The sequence below is a fragment of the Pseudomonas sp. BC42 genome (genome assembly GCF_021560055.1).
GTDB lineage: Bacteria > Pseudomonadota > Gammaproteobacteria > Pseudomonadales > Pseudomonadaceae > Aquipseudomonas.
Genome location: NZ_CP091067.1, coordinates 1,538,470 through 1,563,938 on the forward strand (window position 1 = coordinate 1,538,470; position 25,469 = coordinate 1,563,938).

General features: G+C 60.5%; 29 protein-coding genes and 1 tRNA gene. 27 read left to right on the forward strand and 3 right to left on the reverse strand.

Translation table 11 applies throughout. The features are described 5' to 3' along the window. Positions 1–59 precede the first annotated feature (59 nt). From aspS to L1O02_RS07335, 15 genes are all read left to right on the forward strand, one after another. Complete coding sequence (aspS, locus tag L1O02_RS07265) at positions 60–1,835, forward strand: aspartate--tRNA ligase (RefSeq protein ID WP_060840725.1); 1,776 nt, start codon at positions 60–62, stop codon at positions 1,833–1,835. 110 nt (positions 1,836–1,945) lie between these two features. Continuing rightward, entirely contained in the window at positions 1,946–2,692 is a 747-nt protein-coding gene (locus tag L1O02_RS07270; protein WP_060840724.1) for a YebC/PmpR family DNA-binding transcriptional regulator, read from the forward strand. A 129-nt stretch (positions 2,693–2,821) separates the two neighbouring features. Further along, positions 2,822–3,346 carry a crossover junction endodeoxyribonuclease RuvC gene (gene ruvC, locus L1O02_RS07275; RefSeq protein WP_016963215.1) on the forward strand — a complete coding sequence of 175 codons (525 nt, stop codon included), beginning with the start codon at positions 2,822–2,824 and terminating at the stop codon, positions 3,344–3,346. Between the two features lie 114 nt (positions 3,347–3,460). Continuing rightward, on the forward strand, positions 3,461–4,069 hold the full coding sequence (ruvA, locus tag L1O02_RS07280) for a Holliday junction branch migration protein RuvA (protein WP_060840723.1): 609 nt from the start codon (positions 3,461–3,463) through the stop codon (positions 4,067–4,069). Beyond that, entirely contained in the window at positions 4,070–5,128 is a 1,059-nt protein-coding gene (gene ruvB / locus L1O02_RS07285; RefSeq protein WP_060840722.1) for a Holliday junction branch migration DNA helicase RuvB, read from the forward strand. A 138-nt stretch (positions 5,129–5,266) separates the two neighbouring features. Then, the gene (gene ybgC / locus L1O02_RS07290) at positions 5,267–5,734 is read left to right on the forward strand and encodes a tol-pal system-associated acyl-CoA thioesterase (protein ID WP_060840721.1); all 468 of its coding nucleotides are present in this window, start codon (positions 5,267–5,269) and stop codon (positions 5,732–5,734) included. Next, a complete protein-coding gene (gene tolQ, locus L1O02_RS07295; RefSeq protein ID WP_016963211.1) occupies positions 5,724–6,419 on the forward strand; it encodes a protein TolQ in 696 nt (231 codons plus the stop codon). Before ybgC ends, tolQ begins: the two co-directional genes overlap by 11 nt. A gap of 13 nt (positions 6,420–6,432) precedes the next feature. Beyond that, a complete protein-coding gene (gene tolR / locus L1O02_RS07300; RefSeq protein WP_011063015.1) occupies positions 6,433–6,885 on the forward strand; it encodes a protein TolR in 453 nt (150 codons plus the stop codon). After that, the gene (gene tolA, locus L1O02_RS07305) at positions 6,885–7,946 is read left to right on the forward strand and encodes a cell envelope integrity protein TolA (RefSeq protein WP_016963210.1); all 1,062 of its coding nucleotides are present in this window, start codon (positions 6,885–6,887) and stop codon (positions 7,944–7,946) included. The genes tolR and tolA overlap by 1 nt, the downstream gene beginning before the upstream one ends. A 17-nt stretch (positions 7,947–7,963) precedes the next feature. After that, a complete protein-coding gene (gene tolB / locus L1O02_RS07310; RefSeq protein ID WP_015636767.1) occupies positions 7,964–9,244 on the forward strand; it encodes a Tol-Pal system beta propeller repeat protein TolB in 1,281 nt (426 codons plus the stop codon). 53 nt (positions 9,245–9,297) lie between these two features. Further along, positions 9,298–9,795 carry a peptidoglycan-associated lipoprotein Pal gene (gene pal / locus L1O02_RS07315; protein WP_003227510.1) on the forward strand — a complete coding sequence of 166 codons (498 nt, stop codon included), beginning with the start codon at positions 9,298–9,300 and terminating at the stop codon, positions 9,793–9,795. Positions 9,796–9,801: 6 nt separating this feature from the next. After that, a complete protein-coding gene (ybgF, locus tag L1O02_RS07320; protein WP_060840720.1) occupies positions 9,802–10,626 on the forward strand; it encodes a tol-pal system protein YbgF in 825 nt (274 codons plus the stop codon). Between the two features lie 165 nt (positions 10,627–10,791). Further along, the gene (queE, locus tag L1O02_RS07325) at positions 10,792–11,439 is read left to right on the forward strand and encodes a 7-carboxy-7-deazaguanine synthase QueE (protein WP_016963208.1); all 648 of its coding nucleotides are present in this window, start codon (positions 10,792–10,794) and stop codon (positions 11,437–11,439) included. Position 11,440: 1 nt separating this feature from the next. Continuing rightward, positions 11,441–12,142, forward strand: coding sequence for a 7-cyano-7-deazaguanine synthase QueC (gene queC / locus L1O02_RS07330; protein WP_060840719.1), 702 nt, complete (start codon positions 11,441–11,443; stop codon positions 12,140–12,142). Positions 12,143–12,205: 63 nt separating this feature from the next. After that, a tRNA-Lys gene (locus tag L1O02_RS07335) sits at positions 12,206–12,281 on the forward strand. A gap of 90 nt (positions 12,282–12,371) precedes the next feature. On the opposite strand, the gene L1O02_RS07340 is transcribed toward L1O02_RS07335, so the two are convergent. Beyond that, positions 12,372–13,244: a response regulator transcription factor gene (locus L1O02_RS07340; protein WP_060840718.1), complete on the reverse strand. Its 873-nt coding sequence runs from the start codon at positions 13,242–13,244 to the stop codon at positions 12,372–12,374. A 331-nt stretch (positions 13,245–13,575) separates the two neighbouring features. Between L1O02_RS07340 and L1O02_RS07345 the strand changes: the two genes are divergently transcribed. The 12 genes from L1O02_RS07345 to L1O02_RS07400 all read left to right on the forward strand — a co-directional run bounded on the left by L1O02_RS07345 (position 13,576) and on the right by L1O02_RS07400 (position 24,278). Next, positions 13,576–13,767 carry a Flp family type IVb pilin gene (locus tag L1O02_RS07345; protein ID WP_060840717.1) on the forward strand — a complete coding sequence of 64 codons (192 nt, stop codon included), beginning with the start codon at positions 13,576–13,578 and terminating at the stop codon, positions 13,765–13,767. 626 nt (positions 13,768–14,393) lie between these two features. After that, entirely contained in the window at positions 14,394–14,585 is a 192-nt protein-coding gene (locus L1O02_RS07350; protein WP_016967360.1) for a Flp family type IVb pilin, read from the forward strand. A 29-nt stretch (positions 14,586–14,614) separates the two neighbouring features. After that, positions 14,615–15,133 (forward strand): prepilin peptidase, encoded by a 519-nt coding sequence (locus tag L1O02_RS07355; RefSeq protein WP_060844440.1) that lies wholly within the window; start codon positions 14,615–14,617, stop codon positions 15,131–15,133. A gap of 14 nt (positions 15,134–15,147) precedes the next feature. After that, positions 15,148–16,470, forward strand: coding sequence for an AAA family ATPase (locus L1O02_RS07360; RefSeq protein ID WP_060840715.1), 1,323 nt, complete (start codon positions 15,148–15,150; stop codon positions 16,468–16,470). Positions 16,471–16,482: 12 nt separating this feature from the next. Next, entirely contained in the window at positions 16,483–17,289 is an 807-nt protein-coding gene (gene cpaB, locus L1O02_RS07365) for a Flp pilus assembly protein CpaB (RefSeq protein WP_060840714.1), read from the forward strand. A gap of 47 nt (positions 17,290–17,336) precedes the next feature. Continuing rightward, positions 17,337–18,668 carry a TadE/TadG family type IV pilus assembly protein gene (locus tag L1O02_RS07370; RefSeq protein ID WP_235759738.1) on the forward strand — a complete coding sequence of 444 codons (1,332 nt, stop codon included), beginning with the start codon at positions 17,337–17,339 and terminating at the stop codon, positions 18,666–18,668. Positions 18,669–18,677: 9 nt separating this feature from the next. Further along, entirely contained in the window at positions 18,678–19,148 is a 471-nt protein-coding gene (locus L1O02_RS07375) for a TadE/TadG family type IV pilus assembly protein (protein ID WP_016967354.1), read from the forward strand. After that, positions 19,148–19,651 (forward strand): TadE/TadG family type IV pilus assembly protein, encoded by a 504-nt coding sequence (locus L1O02_RS07380; protein WP_060840712.1) that lies wholly within the window; start codon positions 19,148–19,150, stop codon positions 19,649–19,651. Before L1O02_RS07375 ends, L1O02_RS07380 begins: the two co-directional genes overlap by 1 nt. Continuing rightward, positions 19,645–20,862, forward strand: a complete 1,218-nt coding sequence (locus tag L1O02_RS07385) for an AAA family ATPase (RefSeq protein ID WP_060840711.1) — start codon at positions 19,645–19,647, stop codon at positions 20,860–20,862. The genes L1O02_RS07380 and L1O02_RS07385 overlap by 7 nt, the downstream gene beginning before the upstream one ends. 3 nt (positions 20,863–20,865) lie before the next feature. Next, positions 20,866–22,305 (forward strand): CpaF family protein, encoded by a 1,440-nt coding sequence (locus L1O02_RS07390; RefSeq protein WP_060840710.1) that lies wholly within the window; start codon positions 20,866–20,868, stop codon positions 22,303–22,305. Beyond that, positions 22,302–23,288, forward strand: coding sequence for a type II secretion system F family protein (locus L1O02_RS07395; protein ID WP_060840709.1), 987 nt, complete (start codon positions 22,302–22,304; stop codon positions 23,286–23,288). Before L1O02_RS07390 ends, L1O02_RS07395 begins: the two co-directional genes overlap by 4 nt. A 27-nt stretch (positions 23,289–23,315) precedes the next feature. Beyond that, positions 23,316–24,278 (forward strand): type II secretion system F family protein, encoded by a 963-nt coding sequence (locus L1O02_RS07400; protein ID WP_060840708.1) that lies wholly within the window; start codon positions 23,316–23,318, stop codon positions 24,276–24,278. Between the two features lie 117 nt (positions 24,279–24,395). On the opposite strand, the gene L1O02_RS07405 is transcribed toward L1O02_RS07400, so the two are convergent. Then, positions 24,396–24,653, reverse strand: a complete 258-nt coding sequence (locus L1O02_RS07405) for a DUF3613 domain-containing protein (protein ID WP_060840707.1) — start codon at positions 24,651–24,653, stop codon at positions 24,396–24,398. A gap of 2 nt (positions 24,654–24,655) precedes the next feature. Further along, positions 24,656–25,381, reverse strand: a complete 726-nt coding sequence (locus L1O02_RS07410) for a tetratricopeptide repeat protein (protein WP_060840706.1) — start codon at positions 25,379–25,381, stop codon at positions 24,656–24,658. Positions 25,382–25,469: the final 88 nt, after the last annotated feature.

The window sequence follows — 25,469 nt, forward strand, 5'->3', positions numbered from 1 at the left end:
ACCTCATGGTGCGCAAGGCCTCCATCGAATTTCGAATTACGAGAAGTGAAACCACTACCATGATGCGCAGCCATTATTGCGGCCAACTGAACGAAAGCCTGGAAGGTCAGGAAGTAACCCTTTGCGGATGGGTCCACCGTCGCCGTGACCACGGCGGGGTGATTTTCCTCGATATCCGTGATCGTGAAGGTCTGGCCCAGGTGGTGTTCGACCCGGACCGCGCTGAAACCTTCGCCACCGCCGACCGCGTGCGCAGCGAATACGTAGTCAAGATCACCGGTAAGGTGCGCCTGCGCCCGGCCGGTGCCGGCAACGCCAACATGGCTTCGGGCATGATCGAAGTTCTGGGCTACGAGCTGGAAGTGCTGAACGAAGCGGAAACCCCGCCGTTCCCGCTCAACGAATACTCCGACGTGGGTGAAGAAACCCGCCTGCGCTATCGCTTCATCGACCTGCGCCGTCCGGAAATGGCCGAAAAGCTGCGCCTGCGTTCGCGCATGACCACCAGCATCCGTCGCTACCTGGACGAAAACGGTTTCCTCGACGTGGAAACCCCGATCCTGACTCGCGCCACTCCGGAAGGCGCCCGCGACTATCTGGTGCCGAGCCGCACCCACGCCGGCAGCTTCTTCGCCTTGCCGCAATCGCCACAGCTGTTCAAGCAGCTGCTGATGGTGGCCGGCTTCGACCGCTACTACCAGATCGCCAAGTGCTTCCGTGACGAAGACCTGCGTGCCGACCGTCAGCCTGAGTTCACTCAGATCGACATCGAGACCAGCTTCCTCGACGAAAAAGACATCATGGGCCTGACCGAAGGCATGATCCGCAACCTGTTCAAGGAAGTGCTGGGTCTGGAGTTCGGCGAATTCCCGCACATGACCTTTGAAGAAGCCATGCGTCGCTACGGTTCCGACAAGCCGGACCTGCGCAACCCGCTGGAACTGGTGGACGTTGCCGACCAGCTCAAGGAAGTGGAATTCAAGGTGTTCAGCGGCCCGGCCAACGATCCGAAATGCCGTATTGCCGCCCTGCGCGTTCCTGGCGGAGCGAGCATGCCGCGCAAGCAGATCGACGATTACACCAAGTTTGTCGGCATCTACGGTGCCAAGGGCCTGGCGTACATCAAGGTCAACGAGCGCGCCAAGGGCGTTGAAGGCCTGCAGTCGCCGATCGTCAAGAACATTCCGGAAGCCAACCTGAACGTGATCCTCGATCGCGTGGGTGCGGTCGACGGCGACATCGTGTTCTTCGGTGCCGACAAGGCCAAGATCGTCAGCGAAGCCCTGGGCGCCCTGCGCATCAAGCTCGGTCACGACCTGAACCTGCTGACCTGCGAATGGGCACCGATGTGGGTGGTCGACTTCCCGATGTTCGAAGAGAACGACGACGGCAGCTTCACCGCCTTGCACCACCCGTTCACCGCGCCGAAGTGCTCGCCTGAAGAGCTGGAAGCCAACCCGGCTACCGCTCTGTCGCGCGCCTACGACATGGTCCTGAACGGCACCGAGCTGGGTGGCGGTTCGATCCGTATCCACCGCAAGGAAATGCAGCAAGCGGTGTTCCGCCTGCTGGGCATCAGCGAAGCGGAACAGGAAGAGAAGTTCGGCTTCCTGCTGGACGCCCTCAAGTACGGCGCACCGCCGCACGGTGGCCTGGCCTTCGGTCTGGACCGTCTGGTGATGCTGATGACCGGCGCCCAGTCGATCCGTGAAGTGATCGCCTTCCCGAAAACCCAGAGCGCGGCCTGCGTCATGACTCAGGCACCGGGTCTGGTGGATGCCAAGGCTCTGCGTGAGCTGCACATCCGCCTGCGCGAACAGCCCAAGGCTGAATAAGCCGGCCCGATAAGGCGCACCTTCGGGTGCGCTTTTTCTATGGGTCGAGTTTTGTTGCCCCGCCCGCCAAGCGGCGTGGGCAATGTTTCAAAGAGAATTTGGAGCAAGTTATGGCAGGTCATTCCAAGTGGGCGAACATCAAGCACCGCAAAGAGCGTCAGGATGCCAAGAGAGGCAAGATCTTCACCAAGTGGATTCGTGAACTGACCGTTGCGGCCCGTCAGGGCGGTGGCGAGCCAGGTTCCAACCCACGTTTGCGCCTGGCCCTGGACAAGGCCCTGGGCGCCAACATGAGCCGCGACATCATTGATCGTGCCATCGCCCGTGGCACCGGCGCTGCCGGCAGCGACGACGTGGTCGAGCTGACCTATGAAGGCTATGGCCCCAATGGCGTGGCGGTGATGGTCGAATGCATGACCGACAACCGCAATCGCACCGCGGCTGCGGTTCGTCACGCGTTCAGCAAGTGCGGCGGCAACCTGGGGACCGACGGATCGGTGGCCTATCTGTTCGAACGCAAGGGCCAGATCACTTTCGCCGAAGGTGTCGATGAAGATGCGCTGATCGAGGCGGCGATGGAGGCCGATGCCGACGATGTGGTGAGCAACGAAGACGGTTCCGTCGACGTGTTCACGTCGTTTGCTGGTTTCTACGGTGTGCGCAATGCCCTGGAAGCGGCTGGCTTCACCGCTGCGGACGCAGAAATCGTCATGCTGCCCACCACCAGTGCCGAACTGGATCTGGAGGGCGCGGAGAAGGTCCTCAAGCTGATCGACATGCTGGAAGACCTGGACGATGTGCAGAACGTCTATTCCAACGCGGATATCCCGCAGTCGGTGGCCGAGCAGCTCGGCTGATCCACTTGCACTACCCTTGAAGCCGGACGTGCCACGTCGCGATGAATGCGCGGCAGGGCGCTTCCGGCTTCTGCCTTTTTGCGTTTCCGGTCCTGGCCGGCCGGTCTTCTTACTCAAGCAGCAGGCTTTATGACTCTTATTCTTGGCATCGACCCCGGCTCACGCATTACCGGTTATGGCGTGGTTCGAGACACCGGGCGTGGCTGCGTGTACGTGGCGTCCGGTTGTATTCGCACCGGAGCCGGCGAGTTGCCCGAGCGCTTGCAGATTGTCTATCGCGGTGTGCGTGAGGTGATTCAGACCTACGGTCCGGTGACCATGGGCATCGAGAAGGTGTTCATGGCGCGCAATGCCGATTCGGCACTCAAGCTCGGGCAGGCCCGTGGGGCGGCGATTGTCGCCGGGGCCGAAGAAGGCCTGGAGATCGCCGAGTACACGGCGACCCAGGTCAAGCAGGCCGTGGCCGGGACCGGCGGTGCCAACAAGGAACAGGTGCAGATGATGGTCATGCACCTGCTCAAGCTCACCACCAAGCCGCAGATCGATGCCTCGGATGCCCTGGCCATCGCCATCTGTCACGCCCATACCCGCTCCAGTCTGTTGCCCCATGGTCTGGGAACGGCACGCAGTCGTGGCGGGCGCCTGCGTCTCTGATAGCATCAGCGCAGTCATTTTAGGAGTGGAGCACTGTGCGCCTGGGTAGTCGGCGCCGGCGCTCGCTCAACGAGTCGCCAGCTGCGAGCTGGCCATCGCCTAAGGATCTGAAACGTGATTGGACGCTTGCGCGGCACCCTGGCTGAGAAACAGCCGCCGCACCTGATTCTTGATGTAAACGGGCTGGGCTACGAAGTCGAAGTGCCCATGACCACCTTGTACAGGCTGCCGTCGGTCGGTGAGCCTCTGACCTTGCACATCCATTTGGTCGTGCGCGAGGACGCGCAGTTACTCTACGGCTTCGCCGGCAAGCGCGAGCGAGACTTTTTTCGCGAGTTGATCCGTCTCAATGGTGTGGGTCCCAAGCTGGCCCTGGCGCTGATGTCCAGCCTCGAAGTGGATGAGCTGGTGCGTTGCGTGCAGGCCCAGGACACCTCGGCCCTGACCAAGGTGCCCGGGGTTGGCAAGAAGACCGCCGAACGCCTGCTGGTGGAACTCAAGGACCGCTTCAAGGCCTGGGAAGCCGTACCGAGCATGTTTGCCCTGGTGCCGAACCAGCCGGATGCACCGGTGCCGGTGGCCAGCGCCGAGTCGGATGCGGTCAGCGCGCTGATCTCCCTGGGCTACAAGCCGCAGGAAGCCAGCAAGGCAGTATCCGCGATCAAAGACAAAGGCTTGAGCAGTGAAGACATGATCCGCCGAGCCCTGAAGGGAATGATTTAAGTGATTGAAGCTGACCGTCTGATCGCCGCCACGGGCCCCCGTGAGCGCGAGGAAATCCAGGACCGGGCGATTCGTCCGGTCAGCCTGGCCGACTATATCGGCCAGCCCAGCGTGCGCGAGCAGATGGAGCTGTTCATCCAGGCCGCCCGCGGGCGCAACGAGTCCCTGGATCACACCCTGATCTTCGGCCCTCCGGGGCTGGGCAAGACCACCCTGGCCAACATCATCGCCGAGGAAATGGGCGTCTCGATCAAGAGCACCTCCGGGCCGGTGCTGGAGCGCCCCGGCGATCTGGCGGCGCTGCTGACCAACCTTGAACCTCACGACGTGCTGTTCATCGACGAGATTCACCGCTTGTCGCCGATTGTCGAAGAAGTGCTGTACCCGGCCATGGAGGACTTCCAGCTCGACATCATGATCGGCGAAGGTCCGGCGGCGCGCTCGATCAAGCTTGATCTGCCGCCGTTTACCCTGGTGGGTGCCACCACGCGCGCGGGGATGCTGACCAACCCACTGCGGGACCGCTTCGGCATCGTCCAGCGCCTGGAGTTCTACAGCACGGCGGACCTGGCGACCATTGTCAGCCGATCCGCCGGGATCCTCGGTTTGCCACTGGATCCGGAAGGCGCCTTCGAAGTGGCGCGGCGGGCCCGTGGCACTCCGCGGATCGCCAATCGCTTGCTGCGCCGGGTGCGGGATTTCGCCGAAGTCCGGGCCAAGGGGCATATCACCAAGCCGATCGCCGACCTGGCGCTGAACCTGCTGGATGTCGATGAGCGTGGCTTCGACCACCAGGACCGGCGTCTGTTGCTGACCATGATCGAGAAGTTCGACGGTGGTCCGGTGGGGGTCGACAGCCTGGCGGCGGCGATCAGCGAAGAGCGTCACACCATTGAGGACGTGCTGGAGCCGTACCTGATCCAGCAGGGCTACATCATGCGCACTCCCCGAGGTCGTGTGGTGACCCGGCATGCGTATCTGCACTTCGGTCTAAACATTCCGTCACGATTGGGGGATATGCCTGTGGTAGACGAATTCCTCGATGCTGTGGACGATTAATCACCCGCTGCTTGTCGATTTATTCGGGGTTTGTGCTGTCCTAGGGACTGGCATTGCCCAAACTGCATGAAAAGTCGTTCAAGAATGAAAAAACAGTTGCCTGGCCGGATTGGCAACCTGAGGAGTAAGCACTAGAGTATGCGCGCGCAAAACGGGCTTGAGCCGTTCGCACATCGTTGTCGCGTTTATTACGAGGACACCGATGCCGGCGGCATCGTGTATTACGTTAATTACCTTAAGTTTATGGAGCGGGCTCGAACCGAGCGGCTACGACACCTGGGCTTTGCCCAATCGCAGCTGGCAGGGGAGAACCTGTTATTCGTCGTGCATTCCAGCGAAGCGCGTTATCACGCGCCGGCGCGACTGGACGACGAGCTTCTGGTCAGTGCCCATGTCACCGAATTGAACCGGGTCAGCCTGCGCTTCACTCAGCAGGTCAGGCGAGCCGCGGATAATGCACTGCTCTGTGAGGGGCAGTTCCTGGTGGCCTGTGTGCGCGCCGACACTTTCAAACCCCGCGCCATTCCAGACGCTCTGCGTACGGCCTTTGTCGACGAGAGCAGCGCGGGTACACACTCAGAGCAGGAGATAAAGCGTGGAAGCTAACGTCGTCGACCATTCCTCCATGTGGAGCCTGGTCAGCAATGCCAGCGTTGTAGTGCAGTTGGTAATGCTGACCCTGGTTGCCGCATCGGTGACTTCATGGATCATGATCTTTCAGCGCAGCAACCTGCTGCGCGCCGGTCGACGTGCCCTGGAGAGCTTCGAAGAGCGCTTCTGGTCCGGTATCGACCTGTCCAAACTCTACCGTCAGGCAGGCAGCAATCCGGACCCGGATTCCGGGGTCGAGCAGATTTTTCGTGCCGGCTTCAAGGAGTTCTCCCGTCTGCGTCAACAACCGGGCGTTGATCCAGAAGCCGTGATGGAAGGCGTGTCCCGCGCCATGCGCGTTGCCATTTCCCGTGAGGAAGAGAAGCTCGAACAGAGCCTGCCGTTCCTTGCCACCGTCGGTTCGGTCAGCCCGTACATCGGTCTGTTCGGTACCGTGTGGGGGATCATGAACTCCTTCCGCGGCCTGGCCCAGGCCCAGCAAGCGACCCTGGCCACTGTGGCCCCGGGTATCGCCGAAGCCCTGATCGCCACGGCCATCGGTCTGTTTGCGGCCATTCCGGCGGTGATCGCCTACAACCGCTTCGCCGCTCGTGGCGAGACGCTGATCAGCCGTTACTACACCTTCGCCGACGAGTTCCAGGCGATCCTGCACCGTAAAGTGCACACCAGCGAAGAGTGAGCAGGTAAACCCAATGGCCCGAGTTCGCCACAAACGCAAGCCGGTTGCCGAGATGAACGTGGTGCCCTACATCGACGTGATGTTGGTACTGCTGGTTATCTTCATGGTGACCGCGCCGATGCTCAACCAGGGCGTGAAAGTTGATCTGCCCAAGGTTTCCAGCGAAGCCTTGCCCCAGGACAACAACACCCAGGTACTGACCATTTCGATCAAGGCTGACAAGACCTACTACTGGAACCTTGGCAGTGAAGTCGACACCGAAAAGCAACAGGACAAGGCGATGACCTTGCCGCAGATGACCGACGCGGTGACCAAGATCATCCGTGCCGGCAACGAAGGCGGCAAACACACCCAGGTGTTCATTCGCGGTGATAAATCCGTCGACTACGGCGCCGTGATGGGTGCCATGGGCGGCCTGCAGAAAGCCGGAGTCGGTAACGTTGGCTTGATTACCGAGGCGCCCTGATGCACCAACAGCGAGAGCCGTCCGCCTCGGAAAGCTACTTCTGGCCTAGTGTCTGGGCGATCGCCCTGCACGTGCTGGTGTTTGGCATGCTGTTCGTCAGCTTCGCCATGACCCCAGAACTGCCTCCGGCCAAGCCGATCGTCCAGGCGACCCTGTATCAGCTGAAATCCAAGAGTCCGGCAACCACCCAGACCAATCACAAGATTGCGGGTGAGGCGAAGAAATCCGCCGCGCGTCAGACCGAAGCCGAGCAGCTGGAGCAGAAGAAGGTCGAGCAGGAAGAGATCAAGGCTGCGGAACAAAAGAAAGAAGAGGCAGCTCAAAAGGCCGCGGAAGCGAAAAAGGCCGATGAAGCCAAGAAAGCTGACGAGGCTAAGAAGGCTGATGAAGCCAAGAAAGCTGCCGAAGCCAAGAAGGCTGAAGAGAAGCAATTGGCTGATGTAGCCAAGAAGAAAGCCGAAGAAGAAGCCAAGAAAGCCGCTGAAGAAGAGGCCAAGAAAAAGGCCGCTGAAGAAGCCAAGAAAAAGATCGTCGAAGACGCGAAGAAGAAAGCCGCGGAAGACGCGAAGAAGAAAGCTGAAGCTGAAGAGGCGAAGAAAAAGATCGCCGAAGACGCGAAGAAGAAAGCTGCTGCCGACGCCGCGAAGAAAAAGGCCCAGGAAGCAGCGCGTAAATCTGCCGAAGAGAAGAAGGCTCAGGCCCTGGCGGACTTGCTGTCCGACAAGCCGGAGCGTGAAGCCACTAAGTCGGATGAGGTCGGTGACAGTGTCGCGGGCAGTTTCGATGACCTGATTCGTATCCGTGCAGCGGAAGGCTGGGCTCGTCCTCCTTCGGCACGCAAGGGCATGACAGTGGAGCTGCGGATCGGCATGTTGCCCGATGGCACGGTGACCACGGTTAGCGTGATCAAGTCCAGTGGTGATGGTCCGTTCGATGCCTCGGCGGTAGCGGCAGTCAAGAATATTGGGCGTTTGACAGAAATGCAGGGGTTGAGTCCGAAGGATTTTGCTCCCTATCGTTCATTCAAGATGACATTCACACCTGAGGATCTAGCCTTGTGAGAAACCTTCTTCGAGGAATGCTTGTCGTTATTTGCTGTATGGCAGGGATAGCGGCAGCGGATGAAAAAAACATTCTGGTTACCAGTGGCAGTGACCGGGCAACTCCCATCGCCGTAGTGCCGTTCGGTTGGCAAGGCGGCAGCGTGCTGCCGGACGACATGGCGCAGATCATCGGTGACGACCTGCGCAACTCGGGGTACTACGCACCTATCCCCAAGCAGAACATGATCAGCCTGCCGACTCAGGCCAGTGAAGTCATTTTCCGCGACTGGAAAGCCCTGGGCGCCCAGTACGTGATGGTGGGCAGCATTGTTCCGGCGGGCGGGCGCCTGCAGGTGCAATACGCGCTGTTCAACGTCGCCACCGAGCAGCAAGTGCTGACCGGCAGCGTGTCGGGCAGCGTCGATCAGCTGCGGGATATGTCGCACTACATTTCCGATCAGTCCTTTGAAAAACTGACCGGTATCAAGGGCGCGTTCTCGACTCGCCTGCTGTACGTGACGGCTGAGCGCTTCTCGGTGAACAACACCCGCTACACCCTGCAGCGTTCGGACTACGACGGTGCTCGGGCGGTTACCCTGTTGCAGTCCCGTGAGCCGATCCTGTCGCCGCGCTTTGCACCCGATGGCAAGCGCATTGCGTATGTGTCGTTCGAACAGAAGCGTCCGCGGATCTTCGTTCAGCACATCGACACTGGCCGTCGTGAGCAGATCACCAACTTCGAAGGCTTGAACGGCGCTCCTGCCTGGTCGCCGGATGGCACCCGCCTGGCATTCGTGCTGTCCAAGGATGGCAACCCGGATATCTATGTGATGAACATGGCGTCCCGCCAGATCAGTCGTGTCACCAGTGGCCCGGGCATCAACACCGAGCCGTTCTGGGGCAAGGATGGTTCCACCATCTATTTCACCTCCGACCGTGGCGGCAAGCCGCAGGTCTATAAAAGCAACATCAATGGTGGTGGCGCCGAGCGTGTGACCTTTATTGGTAACTACAACGCCAACCCAAAACTTTCTGCTGACGAAAAGACCCTGGTAATGATTCACCGCCAGGATGGTTTCACCAACTTCCGGGTGGCGGCTCAGGATTTGCAGCGCGGTAGCGTAAAAATCCTTACAGACACCAACCTTGATGAGTCAGCTACTGTTGCGCCCAACGGCACCATGGTAATCTACGCCACCCGCCAGCAGGGCCGGGGAGTCTTGATGCTCGTGTCCATTAATGGACGTGTGAGGCTCCCGCTTCCTACCGCTCAAGGCGAAGTCAGAGAACCGTCCTGGTCCCCTTACCTGAACTGACGCGGCGCTACAATGTTTCACTTAACACACTGGGGTTCATTAGGAGTTTCACGATGGAAATGTTGAAGTTTGGTAAGTTTGCTGCGCTGGCTCTGGCCATGGCTGTAGCTGTAGGTTGCTCCTCCAAAGGTGGCGACAACGCCGGCGAAGGCGCTGTTGATCCAAACGCTGGTTACGGCGCTAACACTGGTGCTGTTGATGGCTCCCTGAGCGAAGAAGCTGCTCTGCGCGCAATCACCACCTTCTACTTCGAATACGACAGCTCGGACCTGAAGCCAGAAGCCATGCGCGCTCTGGACGTTCACGCCAAGGACCTGAAAGCAAACGGCGCTCGCGTTGTTCTGGAAGGCAACACCGACGAACGTGGTACTCGTGAGTACAACATGGCACTGGGCGAGCGTCGTGCGAAAGCCGTTCAGCGCTACCTGGTTCTGCAGGGCGTTTCCCCAGCTCAGCTGGAGCTGGTTTCCTACGGTAAAGAGCGTCCAGTTGCCACTGGCCACGACGAGCAGTCCTGGGCTCAAAACCGTCGCGTCGAACTGCGTAAGTAATTCGTCATGCGAACGTGCCGTCGTGCTGTAACTATTTTGGCTCTCAGTCTCACGCCGCTAGCGGCGTGGTCTGCGGTTCCTGTGGTCGATAACAACTCCGGCTATAACAATAGCGGGAGCAGTTATCCGCCAGCGGGTTATGGCACGAACGGCGCCTATGCCGGGGGAGGGGTTTCGACCCCTGTCTCGGCACAGGGCGAGCTGTTCCAGCAACTGCAGCAAATGCAGGAGCAGATCGCACGGCAACAAGGTGTGATCGAAGTTCTGCAAAATGATGTAGCGCGCATGAAGCAAGAGAGCCTGGAGCGTTACCAGGATCTTGATCGGCGCATAGGAAGCGGTGTTGCACCTGCCGCGTCTCCTGAGAATTCTTCAGCCGGTGGCGATAGCAGTGCCGCCGGTGCCGCAGCCGGAGCTGCTGCTCCAGCACCCGCGGCCAGTAGCGAACCGGGTGATCCGGCCAAGGAAAAGCTCTACTACGATGCTGCCTTCGACCTGATCAAGGCCAAGGACTTCGACAAGGCCAGCCAGGCCTTCTCGGCTTTCCTGCGCAAGTACCCCAACAGCCAGTACGCCGGCAATGCCCAGTACTGGTTGGGAGAAGTGAACCTGGCCAAGGGCGATCTGCAAGGTGCAGGTCAGGCGTTCGCCAAGGTTTCCCAGCTGTACCCCAAGCATGCCAAGGTGCCGGACTCGCTGTACAAGCTGGCTGACGTAGAGCGTCGCCTGGGTCATACCGACCGGGTCAAAGGCATTCTGCAGCAGGTGGTGGCCCAGTATCCGGGCACTTCCGCCGCTCAGTTGGCACAACGGGATCTGCAACGCATGTAGGCGTGTTGGCAGCCGTTACAAGAAACCCGCGCTTGTCGCGGGTTTTTTCGTTAGAATTCACCCCCTTTTTTGAAACACGCTTCCTGGGATCTGCGCGATGGCGGGGTTCCTTGAAGTGCCTGACGGAGGCGGACAGCCTGTTTAGCTGTTACGCCCGTGGCGACTATGCAAGACACATTGAGAATTACCGAAGTTTTCTACTCGTTGCAGGGGGAAACTCGGACTGCCGGGCTGCCCACGGTTTTCGTGCGCCTGACCGGATGTCCGTTGCGTTGCCAATACTGCGACAGCGCCTACGCCTTCAGCGGCGGCACCCAGCGTACCCTCGACAGCCTGCTGGAGCAGGTTGCCGGTTTCCGTCCGCGTTATGTCTGTGTCACCGGCGGCGAGCCGTTGGCGCAACCTAATGCCATTCCCTTGCTCAAGCAGCTGTGCGATGCCGGCTATGAAGTCTCCCTGGAGACCAGTGGCGCGCTGGATATTTCCGAGGTGGATCAGCGCGTCAGCCGTGTCCTAGACCTCAAGACTCCAGGCTCCAAGGAAGCTCATCGCAATCGCTACGAGAACATCGAGCTGCTGACGGCCAACGACCAGGTCAAGTTTGTCATCTGTTCCCGTGAGGACTACGACTGGGCAGTGTCCAAACTGATCCAGTACGGTCTTGAGCGACGTGCCGGCGAAGTACTGTTCTCTCCCAGCCACCATGATCTCAGCGCACGGGATCTGGCCGACTGGATCGTGGCGGACAACCTGCCGGTGCGACTGCAACTGCAGCTGCATAAATACCTTTGGAATGATGAGCCGGGGCGCTGAAATGACTGAGCAAGCACAGAATCAATCGTCGACCGAGAAACGTGCAGTGATCCTGCTTTCCGGTGGACTGGACTCGGCCACGGTAGTGGCCATGGCCCGCGCCGAAGGCTACCGCTGCTACACCATGAGCTTCGATTATGGCCAGCGCCATCGGGCCGAACTGCACGCTGCCGAGCGCGTGGCGCGGGACCTGGGCGTGGTGGAGCACAAGGTGATCGGCCTGAATCTCAATGGCATTGGCGGATCGGCCCTGACCGACAGTTCCATTGATGTGCCCGAGGCTCCCGGTGAGGGGATTCCGGTGACTTACGTGCCGGCACGCAACACCGTGTTTCTGTCCCTGGCTCTGGGCTGGGCGGAAGTTCTGCAAGCGCGGGATATCTTCATCGGCGTCAATGCGGTGGATTATTCCGGATATCCAGATTGCCGCCCCGAGTTCGTCGAAGCCTTCGAGCGCATGGCCAACCTGGCCACCAAGGCCGGTGTCGAAGGGCAGGGCTTCCGGATCCAGGCGCCCCTGCAGAACCTCAGCAAGGCCGAAATCATCAAGGCCGGTGTGGGTTTGGGAGTCGATTATGGCCTGACGGTTTCCTGCTATCAGGCGGACGACAACGGCCGTGCATGTGGCAAATGCGACAGCTGCCGTCTGCGTGCAGAAGGTTTCGACGCGGCCGGTGTCAGCGATCCAACGGTTTATTTTTGATTTTTTTCATTTAGGGTGTTGAATTCCCGTTAGAAATCAGTATTATACGCGCCACCACACAGCGGGTCGTTAGCTCAGTTGGTAGAGCAGTTGGCTTTTAACCAATTGGTCGTAGGTTCGAATCCCACACGACCCACCATATTTTGGCGGTTTAGAAAATCCGGAAGGCCCACGAAAGTGAGGATTTCCGGGTTTTTTTTTGCCTGCAATAAACCCGGGCGTTGGGGCATCAAAGCTCGATGCGCTCTGGAAGGCTATCAATGACCTGCGACAGCTGCTCGTCTTGCGGCTCGTCCTGCGGGGGTGTTGTACGGTGTGCCTGGCGGTATTCGCTGGGGGTGCAACCGGTGAACTGCTTGAAGGCCCGGGCGAAATAGGAAGGATCCTTGAAACCGACCTCATAGCCGATGCTGGTGACGGGCATCTGGCTGTTGTCCAGGAGTTCCTTGGCGCAATCCATACGCTTGCTCAGGATGTAGTCCATGAAGCCCAGGCCATTCACTTCCTTGAACAGGCGGCTGAAGCGGAATGTCGTCATGCCGCAGCGCTTGGCCAGTTCCTTTTGATCGATGCTGTCGCGAAAGTGTTGGTCGATATACAGCAGCACGTTGTTCAGGGCCTGATGTTTCTGGTGTTCTGCGGTCAAGCGGATGCTATCCGGCAAGGACGGGCCATGCTCGACCAGCAACGTCTTGTTGCTAGCGCCAGAGTGGCGACGCAGCTCGCAGAGCTGCCTCAGGGCATGCATGAAGCGTTCGGTTTCCGGGCCGGTCAGGGGCAGCACCATGTACTCCCAGACCCGCGAGCGCATCGCCCAGATGGCAAGCTCTTCTGAGTGCTGCACGGTGAACATGGCGATGGGAACGGAGGGGACCTTGCGTTTGATCTCCAGCAGCAGGTTGAGGCCCGGCATGTCGGGGCGGTCATAGTGCATGCAGATCATGTCCGGCGTCGGCAGCGCATCCATCGCGGAAACGTTGGCCCCCTTGGCCAGGCGACAGTCACAGGCTGAACGAAAATGCCCGATCAGCTCTTCAGCGGATCGGTTGCGAGTGAGATCAAACCATAGCAGGCATGGTTTCTTGATCGCCTCAGGTTTCATTGCCTTGTTCCTTTCAGCGGTCACGCCGCCTCTATCTGAGGTCGGGCATCGCGTGCGTCGATGCATGTCGGGAATAGTGCTTCGTCACCACATGACGATGACGGAGACAAGTCTCCGTGTATTGAAGATCAGGTGTGTTCATAGTTGCTCCTTAGCCTTTCGATTCTGTGCCGGGTGTGTGCGTGGGAATATTTTTTCTAATTAATCACCGCAAAAAAGTCCTAGTTATCGACAATAAACTCCTAACCCTCACTGTTGCCCCTGACTAGCATTCCTTCAGGCGGTGGACCAACTAACCGCTTGAAGTACAGTCCTTAAATGAGGTGGCAAGATGAATCTGAAATCAATCAAAACCTCGGTTACGGCGTTCATCAGGGATGAAGATGGCTTGACCATAGTGGAATATGCAGTGGCTGGCGGGTTGATAACCCTTGGAGCCGTTGCTGCGTTTGTAACCCTGGGCGGCAACGTCAGTACCGCCATTACCAGTCTGGGATGCGCAGTACAGGGCAAGACCTGTTGATCCGAGTGGTTGCGCTGGGGGCTCAGTCCTGTACTGGAGCGGTTCATTGGCTCTGTGTCGCCAGCGTAGCTGGGCCAGACGCCGGGGAGCGATCTTCGTCGGGCTGAGGTCCAGCATGTAGTAGGGATCGGTATGCATATGCAGTGTGCCTGGTTCCTGGCTGTAATCCTGATCGATCCCGAGTAACCGTACGGCGCTGGGCAAGCGCTGTTCGAGTCAGACCCGGCCCGCAGTTTTTCTTCCCTGTCCAGCAGTATCGCTGCTGTGCCGCCTGTCCGAAGATCTAATCCTGATATACAAAAGCCAGCTTAGTTCGTTCTGCACCATGCGCCATTCGGTGACCGTGGTGCCGAGCGCTGTTTTCGTTCGGCAGGGCCGTACCAGGATCGATTTTTCAACGACTGAGAATGCGTGGTCGTGTTGTTTGTGAATTGTTCCCTACTCAAACTTTTACTGGCTGATCAGGTCGTTGGCCCTGTGCTTAGTTGTTTTTGTTTTAGTTGCAATAAAGTCCTAGCGATCAGCAAAAAACTCCTAACCCCCTCAATCTCCTAATGACTAAGGTTTGCCCAGGTAGTGCGAAAAGTGCTGCTCTTGAAGTCAATCACTTGAGTGAGGCAAACAAAATGAAACTGCAATCGATCAAGACCTCGGTGCTGAAGTTCATCAAAGACGAAGACGGCCTGACCATCGTGGAATATGCGGTGGCGGGCGGGTTGATCACGCTGGGGGCTGTCGCCGCGTTCATCACCCTGGGCACCAACGTGAAAACAGCCATCACCAGCCTGGGCTGCGCCGTCCAAGGCAAGACCTGCTAGTAGCGCCAACTCCACAGAGGATTGCGGTCATGGACAAGGAGCCGTTTGTTGCTGTGGCGCTGCTGCTGGGGCTGTTGAGTGTGGCGGTGGTGGGCGATCTGCGCCGCCACCGCATTCCCAACGTGCTGATCTTGCTCGGAGTCTGCCTGGGGCTGGTTGGACAGGCTTACTCCGCAGGTTTAATCGGGTTGGGACACGGATTGCTAGGCCTGCTGATCGGTTTTGCGGTGTTTCTCCCGATGTATGTCTTTGGGGGGATGGCCGCCGGAGACGTCAAGCTGATGGCCATGGTCGGTACTTTTCTGACTCCGCAGGGGGCCTTGTGGGCTGCGTTCTTCAGCCTGATCGCCGGTGGCTTGTGTGGCGTATTGATCGTGCTGGTACGTGGCCAGGCCCAGCAGACCGTGGGGCGTTACTGGCTGATGCTCCGAGCCAGGGCTTACTTCGCGCCTGCAGCCGATGAAGTGGCAGGCAAGCCATTTCCTTACTCGATTGCAGTACTGCTCGGCACGTTGATCAGCATTTTCTGGTTGCCATTCAGTCACTAGTTCAGGAGAGCACCATGTACGCCATGAGTAATAGCCGTGTGTCCTCCTCTGAACGGGAAGCGGTGCAGCGGCTGGCCCCACAGCCATGCACGATTCTTGAAACCGGGCTGGCGGACAACTTTCTCGGCGATCTGGTGTGCAAACATCTTTACGACGCTGGTGTACTGGACATGTCGCGACTGGTGGAACGCCTGGCGCTGACCGGAGCCGTACTGGAAGAGGTGCTCACCTTCCTGCGCAAGGACCGCCGTGTCGAGATACTCGGCCAGGCGCCTGGCCAGACATTGCGCTACGGGCTGACGGAGCGTGGCCGTGCTGCCGCGCGTGATGCCCTGGCGCGCAGCGGCTACATCGGCGCCGCACCTTTTCCGGTGAGTGCCTATCGCTCCCTGATCAAGATCCAGACCATTCACCATGGCCGCATCAGCGCGCACGACATGCATCGTTCCTTTGGTGCGATGGTGCTTGCTCAGGACATGCTCGACCAACTGGGCGTCGCCTTGAACTCCGGGCGCGCCATCATGATTTACGGGCCGGCGGGCACCGGCAAGACTTATGTCAGCAGCCGACTGATCCGTCTGTTTTCCGAATCCATCTGGGTACCGCACGCCATTGCGATCAATGAGGCGGTGATCGAGATCTTCGATCCCCAGGTGCATCGGCGCCTGGATGACGATGAACAGCAGAACAGTCTGTTGCTCAATGAAGGGATCGACCGCCGGCTGCTGCACTGCGAGCGCCCGCTGATCATCACGGGCGGCGAGTTGACCATGGAGCAACTGGACGTCCACTACGACCCCTTCACCCGCCTGTACCAGGCGCCCCTGCAGCTCAAGGCCAGCAACGGCTTGTTCATCATCGACGACATGGGGCGCCAGCGCATGGCCCCGGCGGAATTGTTGAACCGCTGGATTGTGCCGATGGAAGAGAAACGTGACTTCCTCAACCTTGGCGGTGGGCGGCACTGTGAATTGCCCTTCGACCTGATCCTGGTGTTTTCCACCAACATCAATCCCCTGGAGCTGGCGGACGAAGCGTTTCTGCGGCGCATCGGCTACAAGCTGCAGTTCGGTTATCTGAAGCCCGAGGAATACCGGCGCATCTGGATCCAGGAGACCGAGCGGCTGGGCGTTCCTTACGATCCTCAGGTGCTTGGCTATGTGCTCAAGGAACTCTATGGCGCAGAAAACATGCCCTTGGTGCCTTGCCACCCCCGCGACCTGTTGAACATGGCACTCGACCGCCAGCGCTATCTGGGCGGCTCCGGTCCGCTGTCGACCCGGGAGCTGGAGTGGGCGTGGCGCAACTACTTCGTCCAGCTCGACTTTCTTGGATAAGGAGACACTCCCATGAGCTCTCGCACATTCACCCTCATTGCCTTGTCCCTGATCCTGGGGTTGGGCGCGGCATGGATGGCCAACAACTGGCTCAATGCACGGCTCAATGTCGGTCCCGACGACAACCAGCGCAACGTGGTGGTGGCCACTGTCGAGATCGCCTTCGGGCAGATGGTCGAGGCCCAGCAGGTGGGAGTGGTACGCATGCCCAAGGATGCGGTTCCGGACGATGCCTTCGACTCCACCGACAAGGTGGTGGGCAAGATCGCCACCTTCTCCATGCTGCGTGGCGACATCCTGCGCGCTGCGCGCCTGGCCGAGCACCTGGGGGGCAGCACCCTGGCCTCGCTGATCGAGCCGGACAAACGTGCCATATCGGTCCGGGTGGACGATGTGGTCGGCGTCGGCGGGTTCCTGCTCCCGGGCAATCGGGTCGATGTCCTGGCCACTCGCCAGACCGGCAACGATGGCAATGCCGAATCCAAGACCATTCTGGAGGACCTGCGGGTACTGGCCGTGGACCAGACAGCCAGTACCGACAAGACCCAGCCGGTGGTGGTGCGTGCAGTGACCCTGGAGATGACACCGCTTCAGGCGGAAGTGCTGGTCAAGGGCATGACGGCAGGCAAGCTGCAATTGGCCCTGCGCAATCCACTGGATAACAACAAGCGGCCTTTGCCTGTCGAGCCGGTGGCCATGGCTCAGGAAGCACCGGCACCCGTAGTGAGCAAGCCGCTCGTGCATCGGCACGCGAGCCCTGAGGCCGCGGGTATCACGGTAATTCGCGGTGTCGAGGTCAATGTCATCAAGGCTCTGTAGGCGGTTCGGGCTGGACTGGGGCAGAGCGAGAAGGGGAGGGCTTGAAGATGAAATCGTGTATCCGGCAGCCGCTCACCGCGTTTCCGTCCAGTCAGCGCGGGGCAATGATCATCCTGGTGGTGATCGCCATGGCCTCGCTCCTGTTGATGGGCGCCCTGGCACTGGACGGCAGCCATATGCTGCTGAACAAGACGCGGCTGCAAAATGCGGTGGACGCGGCGGCGCTGAGTGGCGCCAAGACCCTGAGCATGGTGCCGGGCGTGACCGGTGCCGCAAGCCTGACCCAGACAGCGGCGTTGGCCACCTTGACCCTCAATGCCAACGCATCAGGCAACCAGGAGCTGGCTAAGGCCATCGGCGGCAACGCCTCGGGGTTCGCCAAGGTCGAACTGGCCTCCAGCGTGTATGGACCTTTCTCTTTCCCCGGGCCGGCCAATGCCAGCTATGTCCGGGTCACGGTAACCAACTATCCCTTGAGCAGTTTTTTCTGGGGCGTGTTCCAGGCCTTGGGCAATGGCGGCAGCAAGTCGGTGGCGGCCGTGGCCACCGCGGGCCCGAGCCCGACCAGCCCGTGCGACCTGACGCCGTTGATGGTGTGCGGCGACCCCAGCAAGAACAACCCGGCCACCGGCATGTTCTGGGGGTTCAAGTTCGGTGATCTGCAGGTGCTGAAAACCGCGGCCAACAACAACTCGGCAATCGGCCCCGGGAATTTTCAACTGCTGGACTTCGGCTCCGGGGGCAATACGGTCAGGCAGGGCTTGGCGGGCGGGATCAATCAGTGCAACAGCGTGGGTTCCACCGTCCAGACCAAGCCGGGCAACACCGTGGGGCCATCCGCCCAGGGGCTCAACACCCGCTTCAACCAATACAGCGGCGGCCTCAGTGCGTCGGACTATCCACCGGACCTGGTGATTGCCGTCAACGCCAAGTCGCTGACCTACACCGGCTCTCCGGCGCAGATCCAGTACAACGGGCAAGCGGTCACTTCGAGCAACGGCAATCTGTCCACGCCCAGTGGCGCTTTGTATGGCTACAACAATTGGGTTCAGGCCTCGGCCGGCTGTGTCGCCGGCACCGGCGGCGGTTGCCAGAGCAACGGCGTGTTCGAGCGGCGGATCCTGAAGGTCGTGATTGGCAACTGTTCGGGCAAGAACGACGGCGCCTCGTCCATCCCGGTGCTCGGTTTCGGTTGCTACTTCGTGCTGCAGCCCGAGGCGCAACAGGGCAATTCGGCGCAGATCTTCGGTCAGTTCGTCAGTCAATGCGAAGGCGACAACGTGCCGGGCCCCAATCCCGCGAACACTTCCGGGCCGCAGATCATCCAGTTGTACAAGACCTACATCGACAACAACCAGACGCCGAGTACCGACTCGTAGGAGGTCGTGATGGGACGCAGTGGATACAGACTACCGACTGCCCAGCGCGGCATGGCGATGGTGGAACTGGCGATTACCCTGCCGCTGCTGGCGTTGCTGATGCTGACCTTCGGTGAATTCGGGCGCATGTTGTTCCAGTACAACAGCCTGATGCAGGCCAGCCGTGACGCCGGGCGCTTTGCTGCCGCCCAGGCCTGGAACGCCACCCTTGGCACGGTCAGCCTGAGTTCTTCGCTGATCTCCCAAACCCAGAATGTTGCCGTTTACGGTGTCCCTGCCAATCCCAATGGCTACCCCCCCGTGGTTTCCGGCCTGACCACCGGCAATGTGCAGGTCAGCACGGTCGGGACCGACCATGTCCAGGTCAGCATCAGCTACACCTTCGTGCCGGTGATCGGCAGCGCGCTGCCTGCTCTGTACGGCAGCAGCGTGCCGCTGGGCCTGGCGTTGACCTCGACTATCGTGATGAGGGCCTTGTGATGAACGTCCGGCACATGCGTGGGGTGTATATCGTCGAATTTGCCATTGCCAGCCTGGTGCTGTTCACCCTGCTGTTCGGTGCCCTGGAAGTCGGCCGGCTGTACTTCACCGTCAACACCCTGAATGAAACGGTACGCCGCGGCGCGCGCCTGGCGGCGGTGTGCGACATCAAGGACCCGGTCATTCTGCGGCGGGCGATGTTCAACTCGGCGACCAATAGCGGAGCCAGCAGCCTGATCGCCAGCCTCACCAGTGCCAATCTGAACCTGGTCTACCTGGATGCAAACGGCGCGGTGGTCGCCAACCCCAACGACCTCACCAGCAGCAATGGATTTATCGCCATCCGCTACGTCCGGCTGGAGGTGTCGAATTTCAGTTTCAACTTGCTGATCCCCGGGTTTGGCGGGGCGTTCATTTTGCCGATGTTCAAGTCCACCGTGCCGCGCGAAAGCCTGGGTCGACAGCCTGATGCGACGGTCAACCCGGAGATCACACCATGCTAAGTACCCGAGCAGCCCCCGCCACCCCTGCGGCTGACAGATCCGGCATGCGCCTGCTGATCAGTGGGCGGGATGCGCCGGCCCTGAGTCATCTGAAAGCCCTGTGCTCGAAACTGCCCGGCCTGCAGGTCAGCACGCGCCTGGTGAGCAACGGTCATACCGATCCGTTGTACGGGTTGGAACAGATGCCGGACTTCCTGTTGTTGAGGGTCAGCCACCTGTGGCGCGAGGAACTGGCGGCGCTGTTGCTGCATCCGGTGAAGGAGCGTCCGCCTCTTCTGGTCTGTGGTCCGTTGGACGAGCGTGAAGGCATGCGACTGGCGATGCAGGCTGGAGCCCGTGACTTTCTGCCGGAGCCGGTCGCCGCCGAAGAGTTGCAGGCGGCCCTGGGCCGTATGGTGATGGAGGCCCATGCGGAGCAGGGGGCAGGGGGCAAGTTGATTGCGGTGATGAATGCCAAGGGCGGGTCGGGCGCTTCCATGCTGGCCTGCAATCTGGCTCATCAGCTCAGCGTGCGGGGGGGGCGAACCCTGCTGCTGGACCTGGACCTGCAGTTTGGCAGCGTGACCCACTGTTTCGATGTCATGCCGACACACAGTCATGTGGAGGTGCTGCAGCAGGTCGAGACCCTGGATGGCATTGCCTTGCGCGGCTATTGCAGCCATTTCAGCCCCACCCTGCATGTGCTGGGAGGGCGTACCGGGGAGCTGTTCCTGGCGCAGGACATCCGCATTGAACAGCTCGAAGGTTTGTTGCGCCTGGCGCGCAGCACCTATGACTGGGTGGTGGTGGATCTGCCGCGGCAGATCGACCATCTCACCGGCATCACCCTGGAGCATGCCGATCACGTCTTCATAGTGCTGCAGCAGAGCCTCAGCCACCTGAAGGACGGCACCCACCTGTTGCGCATTCTGCGCGACGACCTGGGGGTGCAGAACAACCGACTGCAGGTGGTGGTGAATCGCTACGACAAGTCCTCGGCCGTCAGCCTCAAGGACATTGCCGAGGCATTGCGCTGCACCGATCTGCACAAGCTGCCCAACGACTATGCGGTGGTTGGCGAGAGCCAGAACACCGGCGTGCCACTGGAGCTGCACGCGCCGCGTGCCGGCATCACCACGGCCTTGCGCGAGTTGAGTCAGCGCCTGATCGGTATCCAGGCCGAGGAGCAGGGCCTGCTCAAACGTACTTTCAGCCGTCTGTTCGGAGGGTAAGCCATGCTCAGCGACTTTCGAAATCGCTTGCGTCAGCAATCCAGCAAGCCAGCCCCGGCAGATGGGCCAGCTGCAGCCATCAGCAGCGAGGACTGCGTCAGCGTGCTCATGGCCTGGGAAGCCAGCGTGCCCGATGTGCTCTACGAGACCCGGACCAAACTCAGTTCGATGGAGACCGAGTGGCGGGAGAAGATCTACCAGCAGTTGCTCAAGGTCATGGACCTGTCCCTGCTGGATACGCTGGAGCCGGCCGACGCCGGGCGGCAGATCCGCGAGCTCAGCCTGCGGTTGCTCGATGAACACTCGGCGCCGGTCAGTGCCAGCAGTCGCCAGTTGATCATCAAGCAGATCACCGATGAAGTGCTGGGGCTTGGGCCATTGGAGCCGCTGCTGGCCGACCATACGGTGTCCGACATCCTGGTCAATGGCCATGCCTCGGTATACGTGGAGCGCTTCGGCAAGTTGCAGAGGACCGATGTGCACTTTCGTGACGATCATCATCTGCTGAACATCATCGACCGCATCGTTTCCAGCCTGGGGCGGCGCATTGATGAGTCTTCGCCACTGGTGGACGCGCGCCTGAAGGACGGTTCGCGGGTCAACGCGATCATTCCGCCGCTGGCCATCGACGGGCCGAGCATGTCGATCCGCCGCTTTGCCGTGGACCTGCTCAATACCGAGAGCCTGGTGCAGATGGGCACCCTGACGCCGGCCATCGCCCTGATGCTCAAGGCCATCGTCCGTGGACGGCTCAATGTGCTGATTTCCGGCGGGACCGGCAGTGGCAAGACCACCATGCTCAATGTGCTGTCCAGCTTCATCCCGCATAACGAGCGGATCGTCACCATCGAGGACTCGGCCGAGCTGCAGTTGCAGCAGCCCCATGTGGTGCGCCTGGAGACCCGCCCTTCGAATATCGAAGGCCGTGGCGAGGTGAGCCAGCGGGAGCTGGTGCGCAACAGCCTGCGGATGCGCCCGGACCGCATCGTGATCGGTGAGGTGCGGGGTGCCGAGGCGCTGGACATGTTGACCGCGATGAACACCGGGCACGATGGGTCGCTGACCACCATTCACGCCAACACCGCGCGTGATGCCCTGGGGCGGATCGAGAACATGGTTTCGATGACGGGGGCGACCTTTCCGATCAAGGCCATGCGCCAGCAGATTGCCTCGGCCATTGGCGTGGTGATCCAGCTGGAGCGTCAGGAGGACGGTACGCGGCGCCTGGTCAGCGTGCAGGAGATCAACGGCATGGAGGGTGAAATCATCACCATGACCGAGATCTTCAGCTTTGTGCGCAGTGGCATTGGTGAGAAAGGTGAGGTTGTCGGCGAGTTCCGTCCCACCGGAATGGTGCCGGCGTTTCGCAACGTACTGGCCAAGCGTGGCATTGAATTGCCGTTGAGCCTGTTCCGGCCGGAATGGATGGAGGACCAGCCATGAGCCAGATCCCCAGCGAATTTATCCTGGCGTTCCTCGGCATGGTGTTTACCGCCATGTTTCTTCTCAGCCAGGGCTTGGTCATACCGGTGTTCGGTGAGGCCAGCAAGGTGCGCAAGCGTATTCGCGGCCGGCTCAATCTGCTGGAGCGCGCGAGCAACCTGCCGAACATGCAGTCGATACTGCGGCAGAAATACTTACGTCGCCTGTCACCGCTGGAGGCTCGCCTGGAGCAACTGCCCGCGATGGAAAGCCTGGCTCAGATGATCGAGCAGTCCGGTCATGAGTACCGTGCCTATCGGGTGCTGTTGCTGGGGGTGGTGCTGGGGAGTGCCGTGGGTTTGCTGTTGTGGGTGCTTCTGCAAATCTGGTGGGTGGCGCTGCCGGCGGCGATGGCGGTGTTCTGGTTGCCGGTGCTGAAGATCTCCCGCGACCGCGGCAAGCGTTTTGCCGAATTCGAAGAGGGCTTGCCGGATGCGCTGGATGCCGTGTGCCGGGCACTGCGGGCCGGACACCCGTTCAATGAAACCCTGCAACTGGTCGCCGATGAGCACAAGGGCCCGGTCGCTCATGAGTTCGGCCTGACGTTTTCCGACATCAACTACGGCAATGACGTGCGCCGGGCGATGCTTGGCCTGCTGGAGCGCATGCCGAGCATGACGGTGATGATGCTGGTGACCACTGTGCTGATCCACCGTGAAACAGGGGGCAACCTGACGGAAGTGCTGGAGCGCCTGAGCAGCCTGATCCGTGGGCGCTTTCGCTTTCAGCGCAAGGTCCGGACGCTCTCGGCCGAGGGGCGCATGTCGGGCTGGATACTGGTTTCCATGCCCTTCGTACTGGCGGCGGCGATCGTTTTCTCGAGCCCGACTTATCTGCCCTTGCTGTTCCAGGAACCACTGGGCCAGAAGCTGGTCATCGGGGCGTTTGTCGCGATGCTGATCGGCATTTTCTGGATACGCAAAATCATTCGGATTCAGGTTTGAACACCGGCGTTCGCAGGGGGTGAGGTCATGGATTATCTATTGAGTCTGATCAATCGCGTGGTGGGCAACGAAGCGCTCGCGCGCCTGCTGTTCTCCGCGGCCATCGGCCTGAGCGTGGTGTTCGCGGCGGCGACCCTGGTGCTGCTGGTGATGGGGTTGCAAGACCCGGTGCAGCGTCGCCTGTTGCTGATCAAGCGTGGCCATGGCGCGGTGACTCGGGAGGCACCGAGCAACCTGCAGTTGATGCTTGAACAGGTCGGCCAGCGTTTTGTTGCGCAAGAGCAGGACCAGGTCTCAGCGACCCGGACCCTGCTGATACACGCGGGGTATCGCTCGCCTGCGGCGGTGCAGATGTACTGGGCCCTGCGCTTGCTGTCGCCGTTGCTCATGCTGGGCCTGGTGGTCCTGGTGTTGCCGCTGATTCCGAAGCTGTCGCTGCTCCTGGGGATCTTCCTGCTGATTCTGGCGGCCGGTATCGGCTGGCTGGCTCCGGCGATCTATGTCAGTGCGCGGCGGCAGGCGCGCACGACCCGCTTGCTGGTGGCCTTTCCGGATGCGCTTGATCTGATGGTGGTCTGTGTCGAGTCCGGCCTGGCCTTGCCCCAGGCCATCGAGCGGGTGTCCGAGGAAATGGCCGTCAGCCAACCGGACCTGGCTCTGGAGCTGGCGCTGGTCAACTCTGAAATCCGTGCCGGTATTCCCAGTACCGAAGCGCTCAAGCGCCTGGCGGATCGGACCGGGCTGGAGGACATTCGGGGCCTGGTGAGCCTGCTGGCGCAGAGCATCCGCTTTGGTACGAGCGTGGGGACGACCTTGCGGATTTATGCCGAGGAGTTTCGCGACCGGCGTACTCAGCTGGCGGAGGAAAAGGCCGCAAAAGTGGGGACCAAGTTGATCTTTCCATTGATTTTCTGCCTGTGGCCGAGCTTTTTCCTGGTGGCCATAGGTCCGGCAATCATTGGTGTATTCAAGGTCTTCGGGAAGTTATGAAAGACGTGAGCCGCGGCAGATGCCTGCCAGCCTGCTCCATCAGCGGATGGGGCAGGTGCAGGAGGGCGGGTCGAACGATGGCCGCCGGGCTTGAGGCGCGCCGCTGACAGCAACGGCTTATTTCCCCTTGCCCGAGTATTCCTTGTAGTACTCGGGGATCGCGTGTTTGTAGCTCTCCATCCAGCGCTGCAGGCTCAACTCCCGCTCACCGGGAGTCGCCGGCTGCGGCGTGCGCGACGCGACCTGATTGCGGTTTTGCAGTTGCAACCAGGTTTCGGTGACCTGCTGCTGTGGGGAGGACGGACCGGGTTCGATGGCCTGAGCCGCAAGGGGAAGCAGCAAGAGGCCCAGGCAACTGAGCATGTTGTGTTTCATCACTACCTCTGCGTTGTCGAGGGGATGGCGTCGGGTTGCGCCGGATCGCCGGCGGTCGCTACCCGATCATTGGGCGCCGTGGTCCTGAGTTTTTCTGCGCGGGCCTTGGCTTCGGTGACTTGCCCCGGACTCAGGCCGACACGGCTGACCACTTCCGAAGCTTGCTTCCAGTTCCCTTGATAGATCAGCAAGGTCACCAGATTGAGGGCCGCCAATTGATCCGACTGTTTGAGCTCCATGGCGGTGATGAACTCGAACCGGGCTTCTTTCAGGCGTCGTTGATTGAGGTAGACCACGCCCAGATCGTTGCGGATTTTCTCGTCGGTGGGAGAAAGCCGGGCTGCACGTTGCAGGTGCACCAGGGCCTGTTCGTTATCGCCGCGCCCCGCGGCCAGTTGTCCCAGGCCATGTTCGCCTTCCGCGGCCAGGCAACCGCCGAGCAGACTGCGGTATAGCGGGTCGGCTTCGCGTTGTCCCAGCAGGCGGTAGATCTTGGCCTTGCGCAGGCGCACTGCCGGAAGGTCGTCCGGCAGGCGTTGCAGGTTGGCCAGGCCAGCATGCAGTTTGCCGCCGTTAATCATTTCGTCTGCCAGGCTGAGTGACAATTCCTGGTCGGAGTTGATCTTGGCGCAGTTTTCCGGAGCGCTCAGCGACGACCAGGATGCGCCTCCAGGTGAGGCGCAGCCACCGAGTATCGCCAACCCTATCGCCACTATCATGGCTTTCATTTTCCGCTCCCGAAACGCGCTCGATGCTCGGGTCATGACCTCCAGGCGCGGCCTGTCGAGGCCCGGATTACTCAATTTCATCACCAGG